The organism is Austwickia chelonae NBRC 105200 (assembly GCF_000298175.1).
GTDB lineage: Bacteria > Actinomycetota > Actinomycetes > Actinomycetales > Dermatophilaceae > Austwickia > Austwickia chelonae.
Window position 1 is genome coordinate 146,569 of sequence record NZ_BAGZ01000017.1, and the last position, 19,096, is coordinate 165,664.

Here is a 19,096-nt window from a genome sequence, read left to right on the forward strand (position 1 = left end):
CAGGGGAGACCCGATGGCACCCACCGACCGTGTCCGCCTGGCCGCCATGGTCCTGGTCCTCGGCGCAGCGACGGCGAGCTGTTCCTCCGGCGGAGGCGGCGGTAGCGAAGCCGCCGGCAACTCCGTGAAGACGGCCAAGCTGTACGTCATCGCGCCGCAGACCGGATCCAATTCCCACCTCGGCCTGGGCGTTCGCAACGGGGTCACCCTGGCGGTGAACCAGGCCAACGACCGCCGCGAGATCCCCGGCTGGAAACTCCAGGTCGAGGTCCTCGACGACAAAGCGGACAAGGCGGTCGGCGCGGAGAACGCCAAACGGGCCGCCACCGACGGCGACGCAGCGGCCGTGATCGGTTCGGTCTTCTCCGGGGTGACCAAAGCGATCCTGCCCGACCTGGCCGCGGCGGGCATGCCCACCGTCGGACCCAGCCCCACGAACCCTGCACTGACCAAAGGCGACGCCTACGCCTCTTCGCCTGCGCGGCCCTTCGCGAACTTCTTCCGGGTGATCGCCCCGGACGACGCCCACGGCCCGGCGCTGGCCAAGTACCTGGCGGAGAAAGGCGCGAACACGGTGGCGACCGCTCACGACGGTGACCTCTACGGCATCGGACTGGTGGCCGCGTTCACCGCGGGATTCCCCGGCCGGGCCGTCGACATCGGCCAGGTGTCGACCAGTGACCACAACTACTCCGGGCTGGTCGAACGGATCCGCTCCAGCGGCGCCCAGGCCGTCCTCTTCGGTGGGAATTCCCCGGAAGCAGGGCCGCTGTCCCTGCAGTTGAAGAAAGCCGGCATCGTGATCCCCGTCGTCGGCGGCGACTCGTTGGCGACCAACGAATACATCCCGATGGCCGGTCCGGTGTCCGCCGGCGACCTGAGCACCAAGGCCGGACATCCGATCGAACAGGTCGAGGAGGGCAAGACCTTCCTGAAGGATTATTCGAACGCGGAATTCGCCGAGCCGGTCAACGGGTTCAGCGCGCTGGGATATGACGCGGCCCGGGCCGCGATCCTGGCGCTCAAGGAGAGCCTGCCCGCAGCGGCCACGGCCAAGGATGCCCGGGCGGCAACGGTTAAGGCGCTGTCCGGGGTGCGTTTCCCCGGCACGGGCGGGCCGGTGGCCTTCGACGGTTTCGGCGACATCACCCCGCGGGTGGTCACGGTGATGAGCGTGCAGGGCGGGGCCTGGAAGAGCGTGAAGACGTACACCTTCTGAGCAGACAGCGGCGGGGCCGGGGCTTCGATCGCCCCGGCCCCGCCGCTACGGTCGTCCTGATCAGGCCCGCTGGAAACGTCCCACCAGGGATTCCAGTTCGTCGGCCTGGACGGACAGTTCTTCGGACACCTGGTTCATGTTCTCCGCGACATGGGAGTAGGTGGCGGCGGCACCGACGGCGAGTTCCACCGAATGGGCGATCCCGCTGGCCCCGTCCGCCGCGTCCTGCACATTGCGGGACATCTCCTGGGTGGTGGCGGTCTGTTCCTCCACCGCGGAGGCGATCGTGGACTGGGTGTCGTTGATCTGGGAGATGATCCGACTGATCTGGGAGATCGCGGTGACCGCGGCCTCGGTGTCGATCTGGATCTGCCCCACCCGTTGGGAGATGTCCTCGGTGGCTTTCGCGGTCTCCTGGGCCAGTTCCTTCACCTCGCTGGCGACCACGGCGAAACCTTTCCCGGCCTCACCGGCCCGGGCTGCCTCGATGGTGGCATTCAACGCCAACAGGTTGGTCTGCTCCGCGATCGAGGTGATCACCTTGACGACATTCCCGATCTCCAGGCTGGATTCGCCGAGTTTCGTGACGGTCGACGTGGTGTCCTCGGCGGCCTGGACGGCCGTGGCCGCGACCCCGGCCGCGTCCTGGGCGTTCTTGGCGATCTCGCGGATGGAGGCCGACATCTCCTCGGTGCCCGAGGCCACCGTGTTGATACCTCGGGAGACGTCCTCGGTTCCGGAGGACACCGAGGTCAGCTCGGTGGAGGTCGTCGCCGCCGACGTGGCCTGCTGGCCGGACAGGTCACGGATACGGTTCGACGTGGCCTGGACGGTGCCGGAGGCCTGGGCGACCTCCCCGATGACGGTGGAGATGGCCAGGCGGGTCTCCTCACAAGCCGCGGCCAGGTCGCCGATCTCGTCGCCGCTGCCGGAGCGGGCCGGGACGGTCAGATCTCCTTGGCGCATGGCATCCATGCATCTGCGGACCACGCCCAAGGAGCCCAGGATGCGCCGGGTGACCAGGGTGACCGTCACCAGGATCGCCGCGGTGGCCAGGAGCAGGGCGATCGCGCTGGTGGCCCGCACCGTGCGGGTCGTGCTCTGTGCCTGGTCGTCCAAGGAGCGGGCGTTCTGCTCCGCGGCGGTGCGCAGCGCAGTCAGATGGTCGTGGATGGCGTCATAGGTCTGGGAGGACTGCCGGAAGGCTTCGGAACCGGTGTTGACCGACTCCGGGGTGCCCTGACGGAAGGCGGTGGCCGCCGTGGCATCGGCGTTGATGAAGGTCTGCCAGTTCTGTTTGACGCTGTCGAAACGACGTCGGGATCCCCCGTCGAGGGCGTCGGTGGGGAAGGTGTCGATGATCTCCTTGGCGCCCTCGGCGGCGCGCAGGAAGCTGGAGCGGCGCAACTGTTGATCGTCGGCGCCGAGCTTGCCCCCGTAGGTGAAGACATCGGAGACGTACCCGATCTGGGCGTCCTTCGCGGCGGTCAACGTGTGGTCCAGGTTCCGGGCGGCTTCAGCGGCCCGGCGGGATTCACCGGCGGCGGAACTCTGCTCCTCGACGGAGGAGATGCCCGTCCAGGCGACGCCGCTGAGGACGAGGGCACTCAACAAGCCGATCGCTCCGATCCCGGCCAGTTTCGTGCGCAAGGTGACCCGCCGAGGGTTCCGGTGGCGGGCGGTTGCGGCATTGGGAACGGGCAGGCGGGGACTCATCCTGATTCCTCCAGGGCACGAGGTGGACGTCGTGAACGGCCGAATTTGCTCTCCCCATCGGTCAGGTCCTGTCGGACCGTAGTCGATTCGCCGCTTCGGTCATGAAAACGGCGGTGGGGCGGGAACCTGTGGTTCCCGCCCCACCGCCGTGAGGGATCCGGCCCTGAGGGGTCAGAGACGCTTCTTCTCGGTCACCGGGGTGACCGCGGCGTCACCGGCGAGCACCTGGAGGACGTTCTGCGCGGCCAGGTCGGCCATCGCGGTACGGGTCTCGACGGTGGCCGAGCCCAGGTGGGGGAGCAGCACCGCGTTCTCGCACTCCAGCAGGCCCGGGTGCACGGTCGGCTCGTCCTCGAAGACGTCCAGGCCGGCCCCGGCGATCTCCCCGGACTTCAGGGCTTCCACCAGCGCGGCCTCGTCGACGACCGGCCCGCGGGCGGAGTTCACCACGTACGCCGTCTTCTTCATCTTCTTCAGTGATTCGGCGTTGATGAGGTGCTTCGTGGAGTCCATCAGCGGGCAGTGCAGACTGACCACGTCGGAGACGGCGAGCAGCTCGTCCAGGTCGACCCTGCGCGCGCCCAGTTCGGCCGAGGTCGCCTCGTCCAGTTCGAAGGCGTCGGCGTAGACGACGTCCATGCCGAAGGCCTTCGCGCGACGGGCCATGGCCTGTCCGATCTGGCCCATGCCGACGATGCCGAGGATCTTGCCCTGCAGGCCCATGCCGAGCATGTAGAACATGCCCCACTGCCAGGGGGTGCCCGATCGGATGACCCGTTCGCCCTCACCGAAGCGGCGGGTGGCCATCAGCATGAGACCGAATGCGGTGTCGGCGGTGGTCTCGGTGAGCACCTTGGGGGTGTTCGTGGCGATGACGCCGTGGCCGTCGCAGGCGGGGACGTCGATGTTGTTGTACCCGACGGCGACATTGGCGACGATCTTCAGCTGGTCGCCGGCCGCGGCGAGGAGTTCTTCGTCGACCTTCTCGGTGAGCAGGGTGACGACGGCGTCGGCTCCGGCGACGCGGCGCAGCAGTTCTTCCCGACCGATGGTCTCTTCGGCGTCGTGGTAGTCGACGTCGTGCTGGGCGCGCAAGGCCTCGACGGCGGAGTCGGGGATGCGGTTGGCGATGAAGATCTTGCTCACTTGGATTCCACCCATTCCTTCAGCTTGCCGAGTCCTTCGGTGATGCGTTCCGCGGAGATGCCGGAGTAGGCGATGCGGATGAACTTGCGGTCCTCGCCGGGCAGGGGGCGTCCGAAGTGGTTACGGGTGCAGAAGGAGCATCCGGTGTTGTGCAGTGCCGCTTCGGCGAATTCGCCCAGGTCTTCGATGCCGACCCGTTGCATCGTCTCGGTGACATCCGGGAAGAGGTAGAAGGTGGACTCGGGCTTGGCCAGTTTCAGGCCGGGGATGGCGGTCAAGGCGTCGAAGGCGGCGTCGCGACGGCCTTCGAGGGTCTTCAGGATGGACTGGACCTCGCCCTGGTCGCCGGTGAGTCCGGCGAGCCCTGCGTACTGCACGAAGTGGGTGGTGCAGGATTCGTTGTTGGTGTTGAGGGTGCTGAAGTGTGCGGAGAGGGCGTCGGGCACGATCGCCGCGCCGAGCCGCCATCCGGTCATCGCGAACTTCTTGGAGAAGGTGTAGAGGATGACCGTGCGGTCCTTCATGCCGTCGAGGCTGGTGATGGACTTGCTCTTCCCCGAGTAACGGGTCTCGAAGTAGGCCTCGTCGGAGAGCACCCACAGGTCGTGTTCCTGGGCGAAGCGGGCGACCTCTTCACGTTCGGCGTCGGTGGATTCGGCGCTGATCGGGTTCTGCAGGTCGTTGTAGATGATCGCCTTCGTCTTCGGCGTCACCAGGGAGCGGATGCGGTCGAAGTCGAGTTTGAACCCGGACTCGGTGGGGATGTAGCCGTAGGGCAGGCCCTTGCCGCCGAGGTATTCGATCTGGGATTCGTAGATCGGGAAGCCGGGGTTGGGGAAGAGCACCTCGTCGCCGGGGTTCATGACGACCTGGAGGAACTTGGTGATGACCGGCTTGCCACCGGGCTGCACGATGACGTTGTCGGTGGAGTAGTCGGTGCCGCGCAGGGAGTTGATGTCAGCGGCGAGTGCTTCGCGCAGCTGGGGGATACCCGCTCCCGGGCAGTAGCCGGTCTTGCCGTCGGCGATGGCCTTGTTCATGGCTTCGACGATGTTCGCCGGGGTTGCCAGGTCGATGTCACCGAGGTGGAAGGGGTAGACGGTGTTTCCGCGTGCGGCCCAGTCCGCCGCCGTCGCAGAGACTGCGAAGGCTGTTTCGGTGCCGAGGTCCTGCAACCGCTGTGCAAGCGCCATGGTCGGGGCTCCTTTCATCACAACAAGGTTAATTTCGTCCAAGGTTCACGGAGGGTCGCTCCGAAAAATCAGGAGTCCGACTCGTCGAACGGTCGCAGGGATCCCACCGGCAACGGACTGCCGTACCCGATGGGTCGCCTGAGCCGCACGCTACGCCCGCTCCCGACCCGCCCGCAGGCGAATGTCGAGAAGGGGTTGAGAGACCCGTACTCGCAACATATCTCAAGGGGTGAAATCCGCAGCCCCCGCCCGGGGATATGTCCTGGACGGCAGGGGTCACCGTTCGGGGAGCAGCCGGGTGCACTGCATCGTCAGATAGGCGATTTCCTCTCCGGCCAAGGGAGTTCCCCGATGGCCGGCGACGAGCCCGGCGACTTCCTTCGCCACCCGGTACGACCGGGGGTAGGACGCTCGGAGGATCGTCTCGACCGTCTCGACCGGTGACCGGGGGACATCCTCGGGAGAATGCGCCCCATGATCCAGCAGGAAACGCACGTGTGCGGCGAAACGCCGCCATTCGGTGCGTTCCTCGCCGCGGTGCAAGGACTGCGCCCGCACCCGGTCGAGGCAAGAGCTCACCATCTCGGCCCGGGCCAGGGTGTGGGACAGGTTCCCTCCGCCCTGCCGGGCGTTCACCAGGTAGAGGGCCACCGGGGCGGCCTCGTCGTCGCCCAGGTGGACTTCGGTGCGGGTGCTGATCGAACCGACCAGAACCCGGGCGAAGGCCATGTCACGGGGGTGCATCAGGTCGACGTCGGCGGCGAGCGACCGGTTCACCGTCATCCCTTGTCGTGCCCGCCGTAACGCGGAGGCCACGTGGTCGGTGAAGGGCACGGCGATCCGTCGGGCGACCGAGGCGCCGTAGTCGGCGGTGACCTTCTCCAGAGCGGCGACGGCCACGGCGACATCGGCCCGGGCGAGATGGGGGAGAAGCGCCGAGAGCCGGTCGGCGGGGTCTTCACGGCTGGGGATGAAGGTGCGTTGTACCCGGGTGGGGTCGACCGGGTCCTCGGCTTTCACCCGGAAGCCGATGCCCTTTCCCAGGGCGATGCGTTCCTGCCCGGCGGCATCCACACAGACCACGGCGTTGTGATTCAGGGCCTTGACGGCGATGAGCACAGTCCGACCTCCACCTCGGGGACCGACGGCCTCGGCGCAGGAACAGCTTTCGTCGGAGCCGCCTCGACCTCAGGGAGGATCCCACAGAAGGTGCCTCTGCGCGGGCAGATGAGGACAACCTGTGTGTGGGCAGATAAATAGCCGCTGTCCTGATGGCGAATCGGACAGCGGCCAAAGGGTTGACAAAGGACAGGTTGAACGAGGGGTTATTGCGGGTTGGGGAGCTTGCACGCGAAGGTCAGCACACGGTCACGTGACTGGGTCACGTGGTCGCCGACCGTCCGTTCCACGTCGGCCAGGGTGCCTTCGAGGAATGCTTTCTGGATCGCGTCGTGCTCTTCCAACGCTGCAGCAGCGGACACCGCGTCGACGGTGATGATCTGTTGCAAGCGGAGGAAGCTCGTCCGTAGTCGGGCGAAGATCTCCTTGAGATATCGGTTCTCGCAATGGTTTGCGATCGAGTGGTGGAAACTCCAATCAGACTCGTAGAAGCGGTGCAGACTTGCGGCGTATGCCGAAGCGGACTGCTCGTCCGATGTGCCTTCCAGTTCATCCACCAGCCGTACGTGCTCGGGGCGGTTTTCCGCGAGCGCGCAGGCGACGATCTCCCTCTTGTCGTAGGCGCGAGTGGCGGCGGCGAGCTCGATGACCAGGCGGACATCGAAGAGCTCTTTCACCTGCGTGGCGTCTACGGGTGGTGCCACCCGATATCCACGCATCGCTGACCTTTCGACCAAGGAGGTCGCTTCCAATCGCACCAGGGCCTCCCGGACAGGGGTTGGCGAGACACCGAGGCGCGTGGCCAAGGCGTCGATCCCCAAGGGAGAACCTGGTGTGACTTCGCCGCTGAGCAGCATGTGGAGGACGGCGTCGTAGACCTCGTCCTGGAGGGCGCGACGTACGACCGGGGTCCGGTTTCCGGCGTGCGTACTGGCCTGTTGCATGACGTCATCGTAGGCGTCTTCTGGCATTTTTATCGGACAGGTCTTCCGACCTGGACAGTTACAGTGTTTTCAGTTGCTTGCGGGTGTCGTGGACGGTGTGTGGAGCCACTTCTGCAAGCAGGAGCGACGGGGTGTGGGAGAGGCGCGCGCGGACCACGCCGAGGGGGTCGCTGAGCGCGGACCGTCCGATGCCCCGGGGAGCGCGTCCGGACGGCGGCTGCCAGGCCATGTCGCAGGCCAACAGGTAGCTCTGGGCGTCCATGGCGCGGGCGCGGACGAGCAGGTCCCACTGTTCGGCCTTGCCGGGGCCGTCACCCCAGCAGGCGGGGACGACGACCAGTTCGCTCCCGGCCCGTCCCAGCTCGATGAACTGGGTGGCGAAACGGAGGTCGAAGCAGGTGGCCAGGCCTACGGTGATCCCGGCGACCTGGGTGGTGACCAGGTGGTCGCCGGGAGCGACCGTGTCCGATTCGCGGCTGCCGAAGGCGTCGTACAGGTGGATCTTGTCGTAGGAGCATTCCCCGTCCGGGCCGGTCAGCAGGAGGGTGTTGTGCACCCGTCCGTCGGTGGCCGGGGTGAACATGCCGACGACGACGGTGATCCGGTGACGCTCTGCTGCCCGGCGCACTCCGTCGGCGAACGGCCCGTCGAGTGGTTCGGCGACGGCGGACAGGTCGTTGCCGAAGGCCGCCATGGTGGCTTCGGGGAAGACCACGATCCGGGCTCCGGCGTCGGCGGCTCGTCCTGCCTGTTCGGTGACGGTCGACAGGTTCTCGGTGGGGTCGTCGCCGGCGTGGATCTGTGCGGCGGCGACGGTCACCGTGGATGGGGTCATCGGTCTTCCTCCTGGGGGTACGGGTCCGGCCCGGCTGCAGGGAACCCGGTGGGATTCGCCGCGGCCGGGCCGGAGGGGGCGTGCTCAGTGGGTGGACTCGCCGGCGACCTCGCTGCGGTCACCGGACCACAGGATGTGGAAGTCGCCCTCGGTGTCGACGCGACGGTAGGTGTGCGCGCCGAAGTAGTCCCTCAGCCCCTGGGTGAGTGCGGCGTTCAACCGGGGGGATCGGGCCTGGTCGTAGTAGGACAGGGCGGCGGAGAACCCGGGGACGGGCACTCCGGCGAGCACGGCCCGGGAGACGACCCGGCGCCAGGCCTGCTGGCAGCGGGCCAGTTCGCTCCGGATCGACGGTGCCTCGAGGAGGGTGACCAGGTTGCCGGCGGCGTACTCGCTGCGGATGCGTTCGAGGAGTTCGGCGCGGATGATGCATCCGGCCCGCCAGATCTTCGCGACCTCGGCGACGTCGATGTCCCAGCCGTACTGCTGGCCGGCGGTGCGGATCTCGTCCAGCCCCTGGGCGTAGGCGACGACCTTGCTGGCCCACAGGGCGTCCCGGATGTCCTCGACGAAGGCCTGACGGTCCTCGAGGTCCGCCATGACCCCTTCAGGGCCCTCCAGGGCCTGCTGGGCGGCCGCACGCAGCTCGGGGTGGCTGGAGATGGCCCGGGCGAAGACGGCCTCGGAGATGGCGTTCACGGGCACCCCGAGGGCGAGCGCCGACTGCACGGTCCAGGTGCCGGTGCCCTTCATCCCCGCCTGGTCGACGATGACCTCGACCAGGGGCTGCCCGGTCAGGGCGTCCCGCTGGCGCAGCACGTCCGAGGTGATCTCGATGAGATAGGAGTCCAGGTCGCCGGTGTTCCAGGTGGCGAAGGTGTCGGCCATCTCCTCGTGGGACAGACCGGCCGCTTTGAGCAGGGTGTACGCCTCGCCGATGAACTGCATGTCGGCGTACTCGATGCCGTTGTGGATCATCTTCACGAAATGGCCGGCCCCGTCGGTGCCGATGTACGTGCAGCAGGGGTCGTCGCCGACATGGGCGGAGATGCTCTCCAGGATCGGGCCGAGGGCCTGGTAGGACTCGGGGGATCCGCCGGGCATGATCGAGGGCCCTTCGAGGGCGCCCACCTCGCCGCCGGAGATCCCGGCGCCGACGAAGTGCAGGCCGAGGGCGCGCAGTTTGGCCTCCCGGCGTCGGGTGTCCTCGTAGTGGGCATTGCCGCCGTCGACGACGATGTCGCCCTGTTCCAGCAGCGGGATGAGCTCGTCGATGACGGCGTCGGTGCCCCGCCCGGCCTGGACCATGATCACCATCCGGCGGGGGCGTTCCAGGCTGGCCACGAAGTCGGCGAGTCGCTCGGAGGCCAGGAAGGTGCCCTCGGTGCCGTAGGTGTCGATCACCTGCTGGGTCTTCGCCGTGGTGCGGTTGTAGACGGCGACCCGGTATCCCTTCCGGGCCATGTTGCGGGCCAGGCTGCTGCCCATGACCGCCATGCCGATCACGCCGACCTGGGCGCTGCCGGGGGTGGGGATCTCCATGGTCATTCGAACTCCTTCGCGTGGGGACAACACGTCCATCCTCCCCCCGGGAGCGGCTGATCGTGAACGCGAGGAGGAAGTGTGCAGGGATGCCGGCAGGATCACGCCGGGACATCCGAGGTCGGAGCGGTCGGGTCCTGTCCCGGTGAGCTCATCCCGACGCCGACCCGGCCGATACGGACCGTATGACCCTGTCTCGCAGGCCCGGTCGGCGTGTCCGACCCGGCGGTGCCGTCCGTTCCTTCCCGACGGTCCTCCTCGCGGGCCTGGTGTCCGTGTTCGTCCTGTTCGTGGGTTGCCTGCCGGTCCAGGCCCGGGTCGGTGGCGGCGATCGTCCCGACCCTTCGACGGCCTACTCCTCGGAGCAGCCGCGGACGCTGGACGGCTTGGGCAGTCCGCTCCCGGTGCGTGACACCGGTCGGGCCCGGCAGCTGGTCGTCGTCCGTGCGGACTGTCGTACCTGCACCTCGGCGACCCTTCAGGCCTGGGAGGTGATCGCTCCCGGGCGGGGGATGCCGGTGACCCCGCCGGTGCGGGCGAAGGTCGGCGAGCGCGGGGTGGGTGCCGCCTACGAGAACTCCCGGACGACTCCGCTGGGCACCTACGCCCTGACCGAGGCCTTCGGCAGACAGCCCGATCCGGGGACCCGGATGCCCTATTTCGTGGCCGGGCCGTACGACTACTGGGATGACGACTCGGGGTCGCCGACCTACAACCTGCACGTCCGTAGTCCGTGGCGTCCGGCGGGGGAGAGCCTGGGCGGCGCCGGCGCGGTCTACGACTACGCGGTGGTGATGGGGGTCAACCCGGACCGGAGGCCTTACGGCGGGAGCGGCTTCTTCCTGCATGTGACCGACGGACGTCCCACGTTGGGATGTGTGGCGATCGACGCGCCGGCCCTGGTGCAGATCCTGCGTTGGCTGTCGCCGTCCGCTCATCCGCAGATCGTCGTCACCTTGTGACCGGGGGGCGGGAGCGGCCTGTTAACCGGGCGGTGTCGAGGGGCACAGAGACTTTGGTCCTGAGGCTCTGAGCTGCTGTTTCAGCGTGGATTCAGTTGGGCCGCAGTCACGGTCCAGTTAAGCGGGGGGCGGGGTGTGACGCCTCGTGGACACGGGGAGAATGGCGTCCGTGACTGCCTGGTGGACTCTTATCCCGTTCGCTCTGATGCTCGCAGCCATTGCCGTGTGTCCGCTCCTACCGGCCACCGCGCATCGCTGGGAGGATTGGCGATTTCAGCTGGCCATCGCCCTGGGACTGGGCGTGCCGGTGGCCGCATGGCTGGTCGCCTCCGGCGAGGCCGAATCCGTGGGACACGCGGGTCTGGAATATTTCCAGTTCATCGCCCTGCTGTTCAGCCTGTACACCGTGTCCGGCGGGATCTACCTCTCCGGTGACATCCACGCCAACCCCCGGAACAACACCATCTTCCTGGCGCTCGGTGGTGCCATCGCCTCGGTGATCGGGACGACGGGCGCAGCGATGCTGTTGATCCGTCCGCTGCTGAACACCAACGCCGAACGCAAACTGCGGGTGCACACGGTGGTCTTCGCGATCTTCGTCGTGGCGAACTGCGGTGGTCTGCTCACCCCGTTGGGTGACCCGCCGCTCTTCCTGGGCATGCTGCGTGGGGTCCCCTTCACCTGGACCTTCGGGCTCTTCCCGGAGTGGCTGTTCACCAACGGCCTGCTGCTGCTCACCTACTACGCCCTCGACCGCCGCCTGTACGGCGAGGAGGCCCCCGAGGACATCTACCGGGATGACACCAATGTGAAGCCGCTGGGTCTGCACGGGCACATCAACATCGTCTTCCTCGCCGTGATCGTGCTCTCCGTGGCCCTGATGCCCTCGGTCGACCTGCACGCCATCGAGGAGGGGCACGCGCAGCTGACCTCCTTCGTGCCCTGGCGTGAGCTGGTCATGCTGGGTGTCGCGGGTGCGTCCTTCCTGTGGAGCGACCGTGAGGCACGTTTCGTGCACAATGCGTTCACCTGGGGGCCGATCGTGGAGGTCGGGGTGCTCTTCATCGGGATCTTCCTGACGATGATCCCGGCCCTGCACTACCTGGCGGCGATCGCTCCGTCGCTGCCGTTGAACCAGGTCAGTTTCTTCGCCTTCACCGGTGTGCTCTCCTCGGTGCTCGACAATGCGCCCACCTATGCCACCTTCTTCGAGATGGCGGCGACCTTGCCGGGTGAGCCCAGGATCGCCGGGGTGCCGGAGGTCTACCTGGTCGCGATCAGCCTGGGTGCGGTGATGTGCGGTGCGATGACGTACATCGGGAACGGCCCGAACTTCATGGTCAAGTCGGTGGCGGAGTCGGCCGGGGTGAAGATGCCCAGCTTCGGCGGTTATGTCGTCTGGTCGATGCGCTACCTGGCTCCGATCCTGGTCGCCATGATGTTGGTCTTCGTGGCTCCGGGCCTGTGGCCGCGGATCGCCGGGATCGCGCTGGCCGTGTTGATCGTGGGGCGGGCCCTGCTGGTGATCCACCGGGCCGAACCGGTGAAGCACCTGGAGTCGGTGGCCAAAGCGGCCGACTGAGGTGGCGCCCCCTGCCGGGTGCTATAGGGGATCATGGTCCTAGGGGTATGCCGTGCAGCGGGTTTCGGTGTCCCTGTCATCGGAGGGCTGTGTCGGCTCCGGTGAGACGACGCCCGCTCTGTTCGTCCGTGAGGACGGGAGGAAACCATGGTCAAGTCCGGAGGTGTGGTGACGGCCGTCGCCGCAGTGATCGGGTTCAGCACCTTGTGGATGGTCAGCGCCCAGCCCCAGTCGTTGACCTACAACCTGGGGCCGGTGACCTTGGGGCTGACGCCTGCGGTCCTGTACGTCTTCGGGATGCTGACCGCAGCCCTGTTGGGTTTCGGGATCTGGCAGTTGCAGCGCGGAGTGGCGATGCAGCGTCGGGCGCGTCCGGTCGAGAACGATCCGAAGGCGGTGGGGCGGCCGTCCGTGGCTGCTGCACCGACCGGTTCGGTCCCCCCGGCTTCTCCGGCCGGCGGGGCGGGGACGACTCCTCCGCGGAAGTCGGCTGGGCCTTCTTCTGCTGGGCCGTCCTCGGCCGGCGCCGGGGGAGCGGCCGGTGGCAAGCCGGCTGGGGATGCTGCTCCGAAGGGCGGGTCCGCCGGCGCCGGCAGTTGATCCCGGCGATCGACAAGTTTTTTTCGGTGACTCGCCCTGCATGCACGCCCGGCGCGGGGTAGCGTCGGGAAATGCCCTCTCCCCAACGACGTGGTGAGGGTCTTCATCGTGTCCGGGCGGGGGGATCGCCGCTTCCGGCGTCAGGACACAGAGTTGAGTGGAATAGACGCAACTTTGCGTGACGTTATGTCAGACGAGGCCGGATGGACCACGGCCACCGAGCACACGACAGCGCAGGCAAGGAGCACAGCATGTCTCTTCAGCTCACCACAAAGGCTCAGGAGGCCTTCGCCGGTGCCGCCCGCACCGCAGCCACCGCCGGGCACCCCCACGTCGAACCGGCCCACCTCCTGCTCGCCCTGACCGAACAACCCGAAACCACGACCGGACCCCTGCTCGACGCCACCGGAAGCTCACTGCTGGCCGCCCGACGCGCCGCCGAGACCGAACTGGCCACCCTCCCCAAGATCAGCGGATCCACCGTCGCCCAAGCCACCCCCAGCCGGGACTTCTCCACCGTCCTCGAGCAGGCACGCCAAGCCATGGAAACCATGGGCGACACCTACCTGTCCACCGACCACCTCCTGCTCGCGCTCGCCCGCACCGGACGGTTCGGACTCGACGCCGACGCCATCGACCAACGCATCCCGATGATGCGCGGCGGCGGCAAGGTCGACTCGGAGAACCCCGAGGACACCTTCAACGCCCTCCAGAAATACGGCACCGACCTCACCCTGGCCGCCCGGGAAGGCAAACTCGACCCCGTCATCGGCCGCGACACCGAGATCCGCCGCGTCGTCCAGGTCCTCTCCCGACGGACGAAGAACAACCCCGTCCTCATCGGTGAACCCGGCGTCGGCAAGACCGCCGTCGTCGAAGGACTCGCCCAACGCATCGTCGCCGGTGACGTCCCCGAATCGCTACGGGACAAGAGACTCATCTCCCTCGACCTGGGCTCCATGGTCGCCGGAGCGAAATATCGCGGCGAATTCGAGGAGAGACTCAAAGCCGTCCTCAACGAGATCCGCAGCAGCGACGGCAAAGTCGTCACCTTCATCGACGAGGTCCACACCATCGTCGGCGCCGGGGCCAGCGGCGAAGGCGCCATGGACGCCGGAAATATGATCAAACCCCTGCTGGCCCGCGGCGAACTCCGTCTCGTCGGCGCCACCACCCTCGACGAATACCGCAAACACATCGAGAAGGACGCCGCCCTCGAACGGCGCTTCCAACAGGTCTACGTCGGTGAACCCAGCGTCGAGGACACCATCGCGATCCTGCGCGGGCTGAAGGAACGCTACGAAGCCCACCACAAGGTCGCCGTCGCCGACTCCGCGCTCGTCGCCGCAGCCGCGCTGTCCGACCGGTACATCCCCTCCCGGCAGCTCCCCGACAAGGCCATCGACCTCATCGACGAAGCCGCATCCCGGCTGCGCATGGAGATCGACTCCTCCCCGGTCGAGGTGGACACCCTGCGCCGGGCCGTCGACCGGTTCAAGATGGAGGAACTCCACCTCTCCCGGGAGACCGACGCCGCCAGCCGCGACCGTCTCGACCGGCTCCGCGCCGACCTGGCCGAGAAGGAACAGGAACTGGCCGACCTGACGGCCCGCTGGGAAATGGAGAAAGCCGGGCTCAACCGGGTCGGTGACCTCAAAGCCACCCTCGACGAACTGCGCGTGCAGGCCGAGAAACTCCAACGCGAGGGCGACTTCGCCGGGGCCTCGCGACTCCTCTACGGGGAGATCCCCGACCGGGAGAAGGAACTCGCCGAGGCCACCGCCGCCGAGGGCGAACATCGCGCCGACGCCATGGTCAAGGAGGAAGTCGGCGCCGACGACATCGCCGATGTCATCTCCTCGTGGACCGGCATCCCCGCCGGGCGGCTCCTCGAAGGCGAAACCGACAAACTGCTGCACATGGAGGACCGGCTGGGACGCCGACTCATCGGCCAGTCCGCTGCGGTCCGAGCGGTCTCCGACGCGGTCCGCCGCTCCCGGGCCGGGATCGCCGACCCCGACCGGCCGACCGGATCCTTCCTCTTCCTCGGACCCACCGGCGTGGGCAAGACCGAACTGGCGAAGTCCCTCGCCGACTTCCTCTTCGACGACGACCGGGCGATGGTCCGCATCGACATGTCGGAGTACAGCGAACGGCACGCCGTCGCGCGTCTGATCGGGGCTCCTCCCGGTTACGTCGGCTACGACGAAGGCGGTCAGCTCACCGAGGCCGTCCGACGTCGCCCCTACTCGGTGGTCCTTCTCGACGAGGTCGAGAAAGCCCACCCGGAGACCTTCGACATCCTCTTGCAGGTTCTCGACGACGGGCGACTCACCGACGGCCAGGGCCGTACGGTCGACTTCCGCAATGTCATCCTCGTGATGACCAGCAACCTCGGCTCGCAGTACCTGATCGACCCGGCACTGTCCGACGCCGAGAAACAGGACGCGGTGATGCACACGGTGCGTGCCGCCTTCAAACCCGAATTCCTCAACCGGCTCGACGAGACGGTGATCTTCGAGGCCCTGAGCACGACGGAACTGAGCCGCATCGTCGACCTACAGGTCGCGGCCCTGGCCAGGCGGCTCACGGACCGGCGGATCACGGTCGAGGTCACCGAGGCCGCCCGTGAATGGCTGGCCCTGACCGGTTACGACCCGGCCTACGGCGCACGGCCGCTGCGCCGACTCGTCCAGGTGCAGATCGGCGACCGGCTCGCCCGGGCGCTGCTCGCCGGAGAGATCCGCGACGGGGACGACGTCGTGGTCGACCAGGACGGTGACGCGGACGCGCTGAGGCTGCTGCCCACCCAGCGGGTCGAGAACCCGCCGGAGGAGGAGATCGTGGACGCGGAGATCGTCGACCCGCGCTGACGGAGGGCGGATCCGGGGCCGCCACCCGGCGCTCCGGATCCGCAGCCGCCGCAGGGCGGCTCCGGGCCTGCCGCGGGATATCGACCTGCCAGCCGAACCGGAAAGTTTTTCACATCGCCGACGAAAATCCGTGCGCCACGCCATGTGATGAATCTCCTTTTATGCCCACGCGATTTACCGGTGTATCCGAGCTGGTCGAATTACCGTGCCATCGGGCGGACTCAACGTTTTCGTCTGGCTCGACAGCGCGACCGTACGAGATGCTTCCGGGCCTTCAGCGCAGGTGAGGAGACCCCACGTGTCAGATATCCGTTCCCCGCACAGCGACCCCGGTACGGCCACGCACGCGGAAGGAGCCGAACATCTCCACCGCAGCCTGCAGAACCGTCACGTCCAGCTGATCGCCATCGGCGGTGCCATCGGGACCGGCCTGTTCATGGGGTCGGGGAAGACGATCCACGCCGCCGGACCGTCGATCCTGCTGGTCTACCTCACCATCGGCACGATGCTCTTCTTCGTCATGCGTGCGATGGGGGAATTGCTTCTGCACGATCTCAATTTCAAGTCGTTCCAGGATTTCACCGCTGAATTTCTCGGTGCGTGGGCCGGATTCTTCTCCGGATGGACGTACTGGCTGTGCTGGGTGGTCACCGGTATGGCCGAAGTCATCGCGGTGGCCGGTTACTGGAACTTCTGGGTGAACTCCGACCATCCCGAGAAGATGACCATGACGGCGATCCTGCTGGCCGTGATCACTCTCGTCGGACTCCTGGGGCTGAACCTGCTCACCGTGAAACTCTTCGGAGAGATGGAATTCTGGTTCGCGCTGATCAAGGTCGTCGCCATCGTGGCGTTGATCGCCGCGGGCATCGTCATGGTCGCCACCCGGTTCACCGCACCCGACGGCACCCCCGCGTCGTTGAGCTACCTGTGGGACCGCCCCGGCGGGTTCTTCCCCCACGGGATGAGCGGCTTCTTCGCAGGCTTCCAGATCGCCGTCTTCGCCTTCGTGGGAATCGAGCTCGTCGGCACCACCGCCGCAGAGACCGCCGACCCCACCAAGACCCTGCCTCGCGCCATCAACTCCATCCCCGTCCGCGTGGTGGTCTTCTACGTCTTCGCCCTCATGGCCATCATGACGGTGACCCCCTGGGACCAGGTCAACCCGGCCGTCTCACCCTTCGTGAACCTGTTCTCACTGGTCGGTATCGCCAGCGCGGCATCCCTGATGAACTTCGTGGTCCTGACCTCGGCGTCCTCCTCCTGCAACTCCGGGATCTTCTCCACCTCCCGGATGCTCTACGGACTGGCCCACAAGAACATGGCCCCCGCCGCCTTCGGACGGCTCTCCGGGCGGGCCGTCCCCCGCAACGGGCTGCTGATCTCGGTCGCGCTCATCGGATGCTGCATCTTCCTGCTGATGAGCGGGGAGACGGTGATGGAAGCCTTCACCATCGTCACCACCATCGCCGCGGTGCTGTTCATCTTCGTCTGGGGGCTCATCATGGTGAGCTACATCGTGTACCGGCGCAGGCTCCCCGAAGCCCACTCCCGGTCGATCTACAAGATGCCCGGTGGAGTGCCCATGTGCTACGTGGTGCTGGCCTTCTTCGCCTTCGTACTGGTGCTGCTCACCCGGGAAACGGACACGATGAACGCGCTGCTGGTGACCCCGGTGTGGTTCCTCCTGCTCGGCGGCTCCTGGTACGTGGTGAAAGACCGGGTACGGCACGACGACGCCACCACCGAGGACCTCGACCAGCCCGTCGTCGCCGATCGCGGAAACGAACAGGCCTGAGGGAAGACCACCTTCACCGCTGCCCGGTGCCGGACGGAACAGGGCCCCGCCCGGCATCCGGGTGCAGATGGTGCGGCCGTTCGAAGAACAGGGCAGCTACCAGGCCGATCAGGACCACCGTGGCCGGAAGGAACATCGCCTCGACCAACGCCTGGGAGAACGCCTGAGCCACCTGCGGAGGCATCACCCCGCCCTGCACGCCGTGCATGCCCACCGTCGCCCCCGGAAGATGCGCCGACAACCGGCCGCTCAACAAAGCGGCGATCGCCGCGCTGCCCAGCACCGACCCCATCTGCCGGGTCGTGTTGTACACCCCGGAACCGGCACCGGCCATCCGCGGAGGCAGATTCCGGTTCGCGGTGGTCGTCAACGGACCCCACATGAAACTGCTCGCCACCCCCAGGAAGACCGCGGCGAGGAGGATCTGCCAGTACGGCGTCCCGGGCCGGAGGAGAAGACCCATCGTCGCCATGCTGGCCGAGCACAACGCCAGACCGAAACCGGCCAGCAACCGCGGATGCCTCCGGTCGACCCACCGCCCCGTCAACGGGGCCAGGACGATCGACATGATCGCCTGCGGGGCCAACAACAGCGCCGCATGGGTCGGCGACAGCCCCCGCACCACCTGCGCGTACAACATGAACGGGAAGATCATCGCGGTGATCGAAAAACCCACCGCCGAAATGGCGACATTCGCCAAGGAGAAATTCCGGTCGGTGAACAAGGACAGCGGAACCAACGGCTCCCGTTCCACCCGGGACTGCCACCACACGAAGGCCACCAGGAGAACCGCCGCCGCCACCAGCAGCGAAGGCACCGAGAGCACACCGCGGATCGTCCCCCACCGGTAGGCCTCCCCCTCCTGGATGGCGAAGACCCCGCAGAACAGACCCGTCGCGGAAAGAACCACACCCACCCAGTCGAAACTGTGCGCATGGGTCTCCAGGGCAGGCACCGCGCGCGCCGCCGCCAGGAAACCCAGGACGCCCACCGGCACGTTCACGAAGAAGATCCACTCCCATCCCAGTGAGTCGATCAACAGCCCACCCAGGATCGGACCGAGCAGGGTGGCCACCCCGGCGGTCGCGCCCCACAGCACCATCGCCTGCCCCCGACGTTCCGCGGGGAAGGTCCTGGTGATGACCGTCATCGTCTGCGGGGTCATCATCGAGGCGCCCAGGCCCTGTACGGCGCGGGCCACGATCAGCATCGTCAACGAGCCCACCAGCCCGCACCACAGCGATGCCGCGGTGAAGACGACCAGCCCGGCCAGGTAGACCCGTTTCGGTCCGACCCGGTCGCCCAACCGGCCGGTCACCAGCAGGGGCACGGCGTAGGCGAGCAGATAGGAACTGGTCACCCACATCACTGCGGTGACCTCGGCGTCGAAGGCGTGCATGAGGGAAGGGGTCGCGACCGACACGATCGTCGAGTCGACCAGGATCATGAAGAATCCCAGGACCATCGCCCATAACGCCGGCCACGGGTTGGTCGGTGGATGCTCTTCCGCGTCGGGGGCCGGGTGTCGAGGGTCGGTCACTCAGCGAAGGCTACGCGTTCGGCACGG

General features: G+C 67.3%; 14 protein-coding genes. 6 read left to right on the forward strand and 8 right to left on the reverse strand.

All coding sequences use genetic code 11. The features are described 5' to 3' along the window. Positions 1-13: 13 nt before the first annotated feature. Entirely contained in the window at positions 14-1,219 is a 1,206-nt protein-coding gene (locus AUCHE_RS12485; protein ID WP_006503683.1) for a branched-chain amino acid ABC transporter substrate-binding protein, read from the forward strand. 60 nt (positions 1,220-1,279) lie between these two features. Here AUCHE_RS12485 and AUCHE_RS17300 read toward each other — a convergent pair whose 3' ends face one another. The 7 genes from AUCHE_RS17300 to gndA form a co-directional block, all read right to left on the reverse strand. Next, a complete protein-coding gene (locus AUCHE_RS17300; protein ID WP_006503684.1) occupies positions 1,280-2,935 on the reverse strand; it encodes a methyl-accepting chemotaxis protein in 1,656 nt (551 codons plus the stop codon). Positions 2,936-3,106: 171 nt separating this feature from the next. Continuing rightward, the gene (locus tag AUCHE_RS12495) at positions 3,107-4,081 is read right to left on the reverse strand and encodes a 2-hydroxyacid dehydrogenase (RefSeq protein WP_006503685.1); all 975 of its coding nucleotides are present in this window, start codon (positions 4,079-4,081) and stop codon (positions 3,107-3,109) included. After that, positions 4,078-5,274, reverse strand: coding sequence for a pyridoxal phosphate-dependent aminotransferase (locus AUCHE_RS12500; protein WP_006503686.1), 1,197 nt, complete (start codon positions 5,272-5,274; stop codon positions 4,078-4,080). The genes AUCHE_RS12495 and AUCHE_RS12500 overlap by 4 nt, the downstream gene beginning before the upstream one ends. Positions 5,275-5,550: 276 nt before the next feature. Continuing rightward, on the reverse strand, positions 5,551-6,393 hold the full coding sequence (locus AUCHE_RS12505; protein WP_006503687.1) for a CAT RNA binding domain-containing protein: 843 nt from the start codon (positions 6,391-6,393) through the stop codon (positions 5,551-5,553). A gap of 206 nt (positions 6,394-6,599) precedes the next feature. Beyond that, on the reverse strand, positions 6,600-7,337 hold the full coding sequence (locus AUCHE_RS12510; RefSeq protein WP_006503688.1) for a GntR family transcriptional regulator: 738 nt from the start codon (positions 7,335-7,337) through the stop codon (positions 6,600-6,602). Positions 7,338-7,395: 58 nt separating this feature from the next. Continuing rightward, complete coding sequence (locus AUCHE_RS12515) at positions 7,396-8,172, reverse strand: carbon-nitrogen hydrolase family protein (RefSeq protein WP_006503689.1); 777 nt, start codon at positions 8,170-8,172, stop codon at positions 7,396-7,398. Positions 8,173-8,256: 84 nt separating this feature from the next. Next, entirely contained in the window at positions 8,257-9,720 is a 1,464-nt protein-coding gene (gene gndA / locus AUCHE_RS12520) for an NADP-dependent phosphogluconate dehydrogenase (protein ID WP_006503690.1), read from the reverse strand. 179 nt (positions 9,721-9,899) lie between these two features. Here gndA and AUCHE_RS12525 point away from each other — a divergent pair, with 179 nt between their 5' ends. The 5 genes from AUCHE_RS12525 to AUCHE_RS12545 all read left to right on the forward strand — a co-directional run bounded on the left by AUCHE_RS12525 (position 9,900) and on the right by AUCHE_RS12545 (position 17,529). After that, a complete protein-coding gene (locus AUCHE_RS12525) occupies positions 9,900-10,676 on the forward strand; it encodes a L,D-transpeptidase family protein (protein WP_006503691.1) in 777 nt (258 codons plus the stop codon). 160 nt (positions 10,677-10,836) lie between these two features. Continuing rightward, positions 10,837-12,258, forward strand: coding sequence for a sodium:proton antiporter (locus AUCHE_RS12530; RefSeq protein ID WP_040322380.1), 1,422 nt, complete (start codon positions 10,837-10,839; stop codon positions 12,256-12,258). Between the two features lie 147 nt (positions 12,259-12,405). Beyond that, on the forward strand, positions 12,406-12,858 hold the full coding sequence (locus AUCHE_RS12535; RefSeq protein WP_006503693.1) for a hypothetical protein: 453 nt from the start codon (positions 12,406-12,408) through the stop codon (positions 12,856-12,858). A gap of 251 nt (positions 12,859-13,109) precedes the next feature. After that, positions 13,110-15,731: an ATP-dependent chaperone ClpB gene (clpB, locus tag AUCHE_RS12540; RefSeq protein WP_052024922.1), complete on the forward strand. Its 2,622-nt coding sequence runs from the start codon at positions 13,110-13,112 to the stop codon at positions 15,729-15,731. 298 nt (positions 15,732-16,029) lie between these two features. Further along, positions 16,030-17,529 (forward strand): amino acid permease, encoded by a 1,500-nt coding sequence (locus AUCHE_RS12545; RefSeq protein WP_006503695.1) that lies wholly within the window; start codon positions 16,030-16,032, stop codon positions 17,527-17,529. A 13-nt stretch (positions 17,530-17,542) separates the two neighbouring features. Here the strand turns inward: AUCHE_RS12545 and AUCHE_RS12550 are convergent, their stop codons facing one another. Next, positions 17,543-19,069 (reverse strand): MFS transporter, encoded by a 1,527-nt coding sequence (locus AUCHE_RS12550; RefSeq protein ID WP_006503696.1) that lies wholly within the window; start codon positions 19,067-19,069, stop codon positions 17,543-17,545. Positions 19,070-19,096 lie beyond the last annotated feature (27 nt).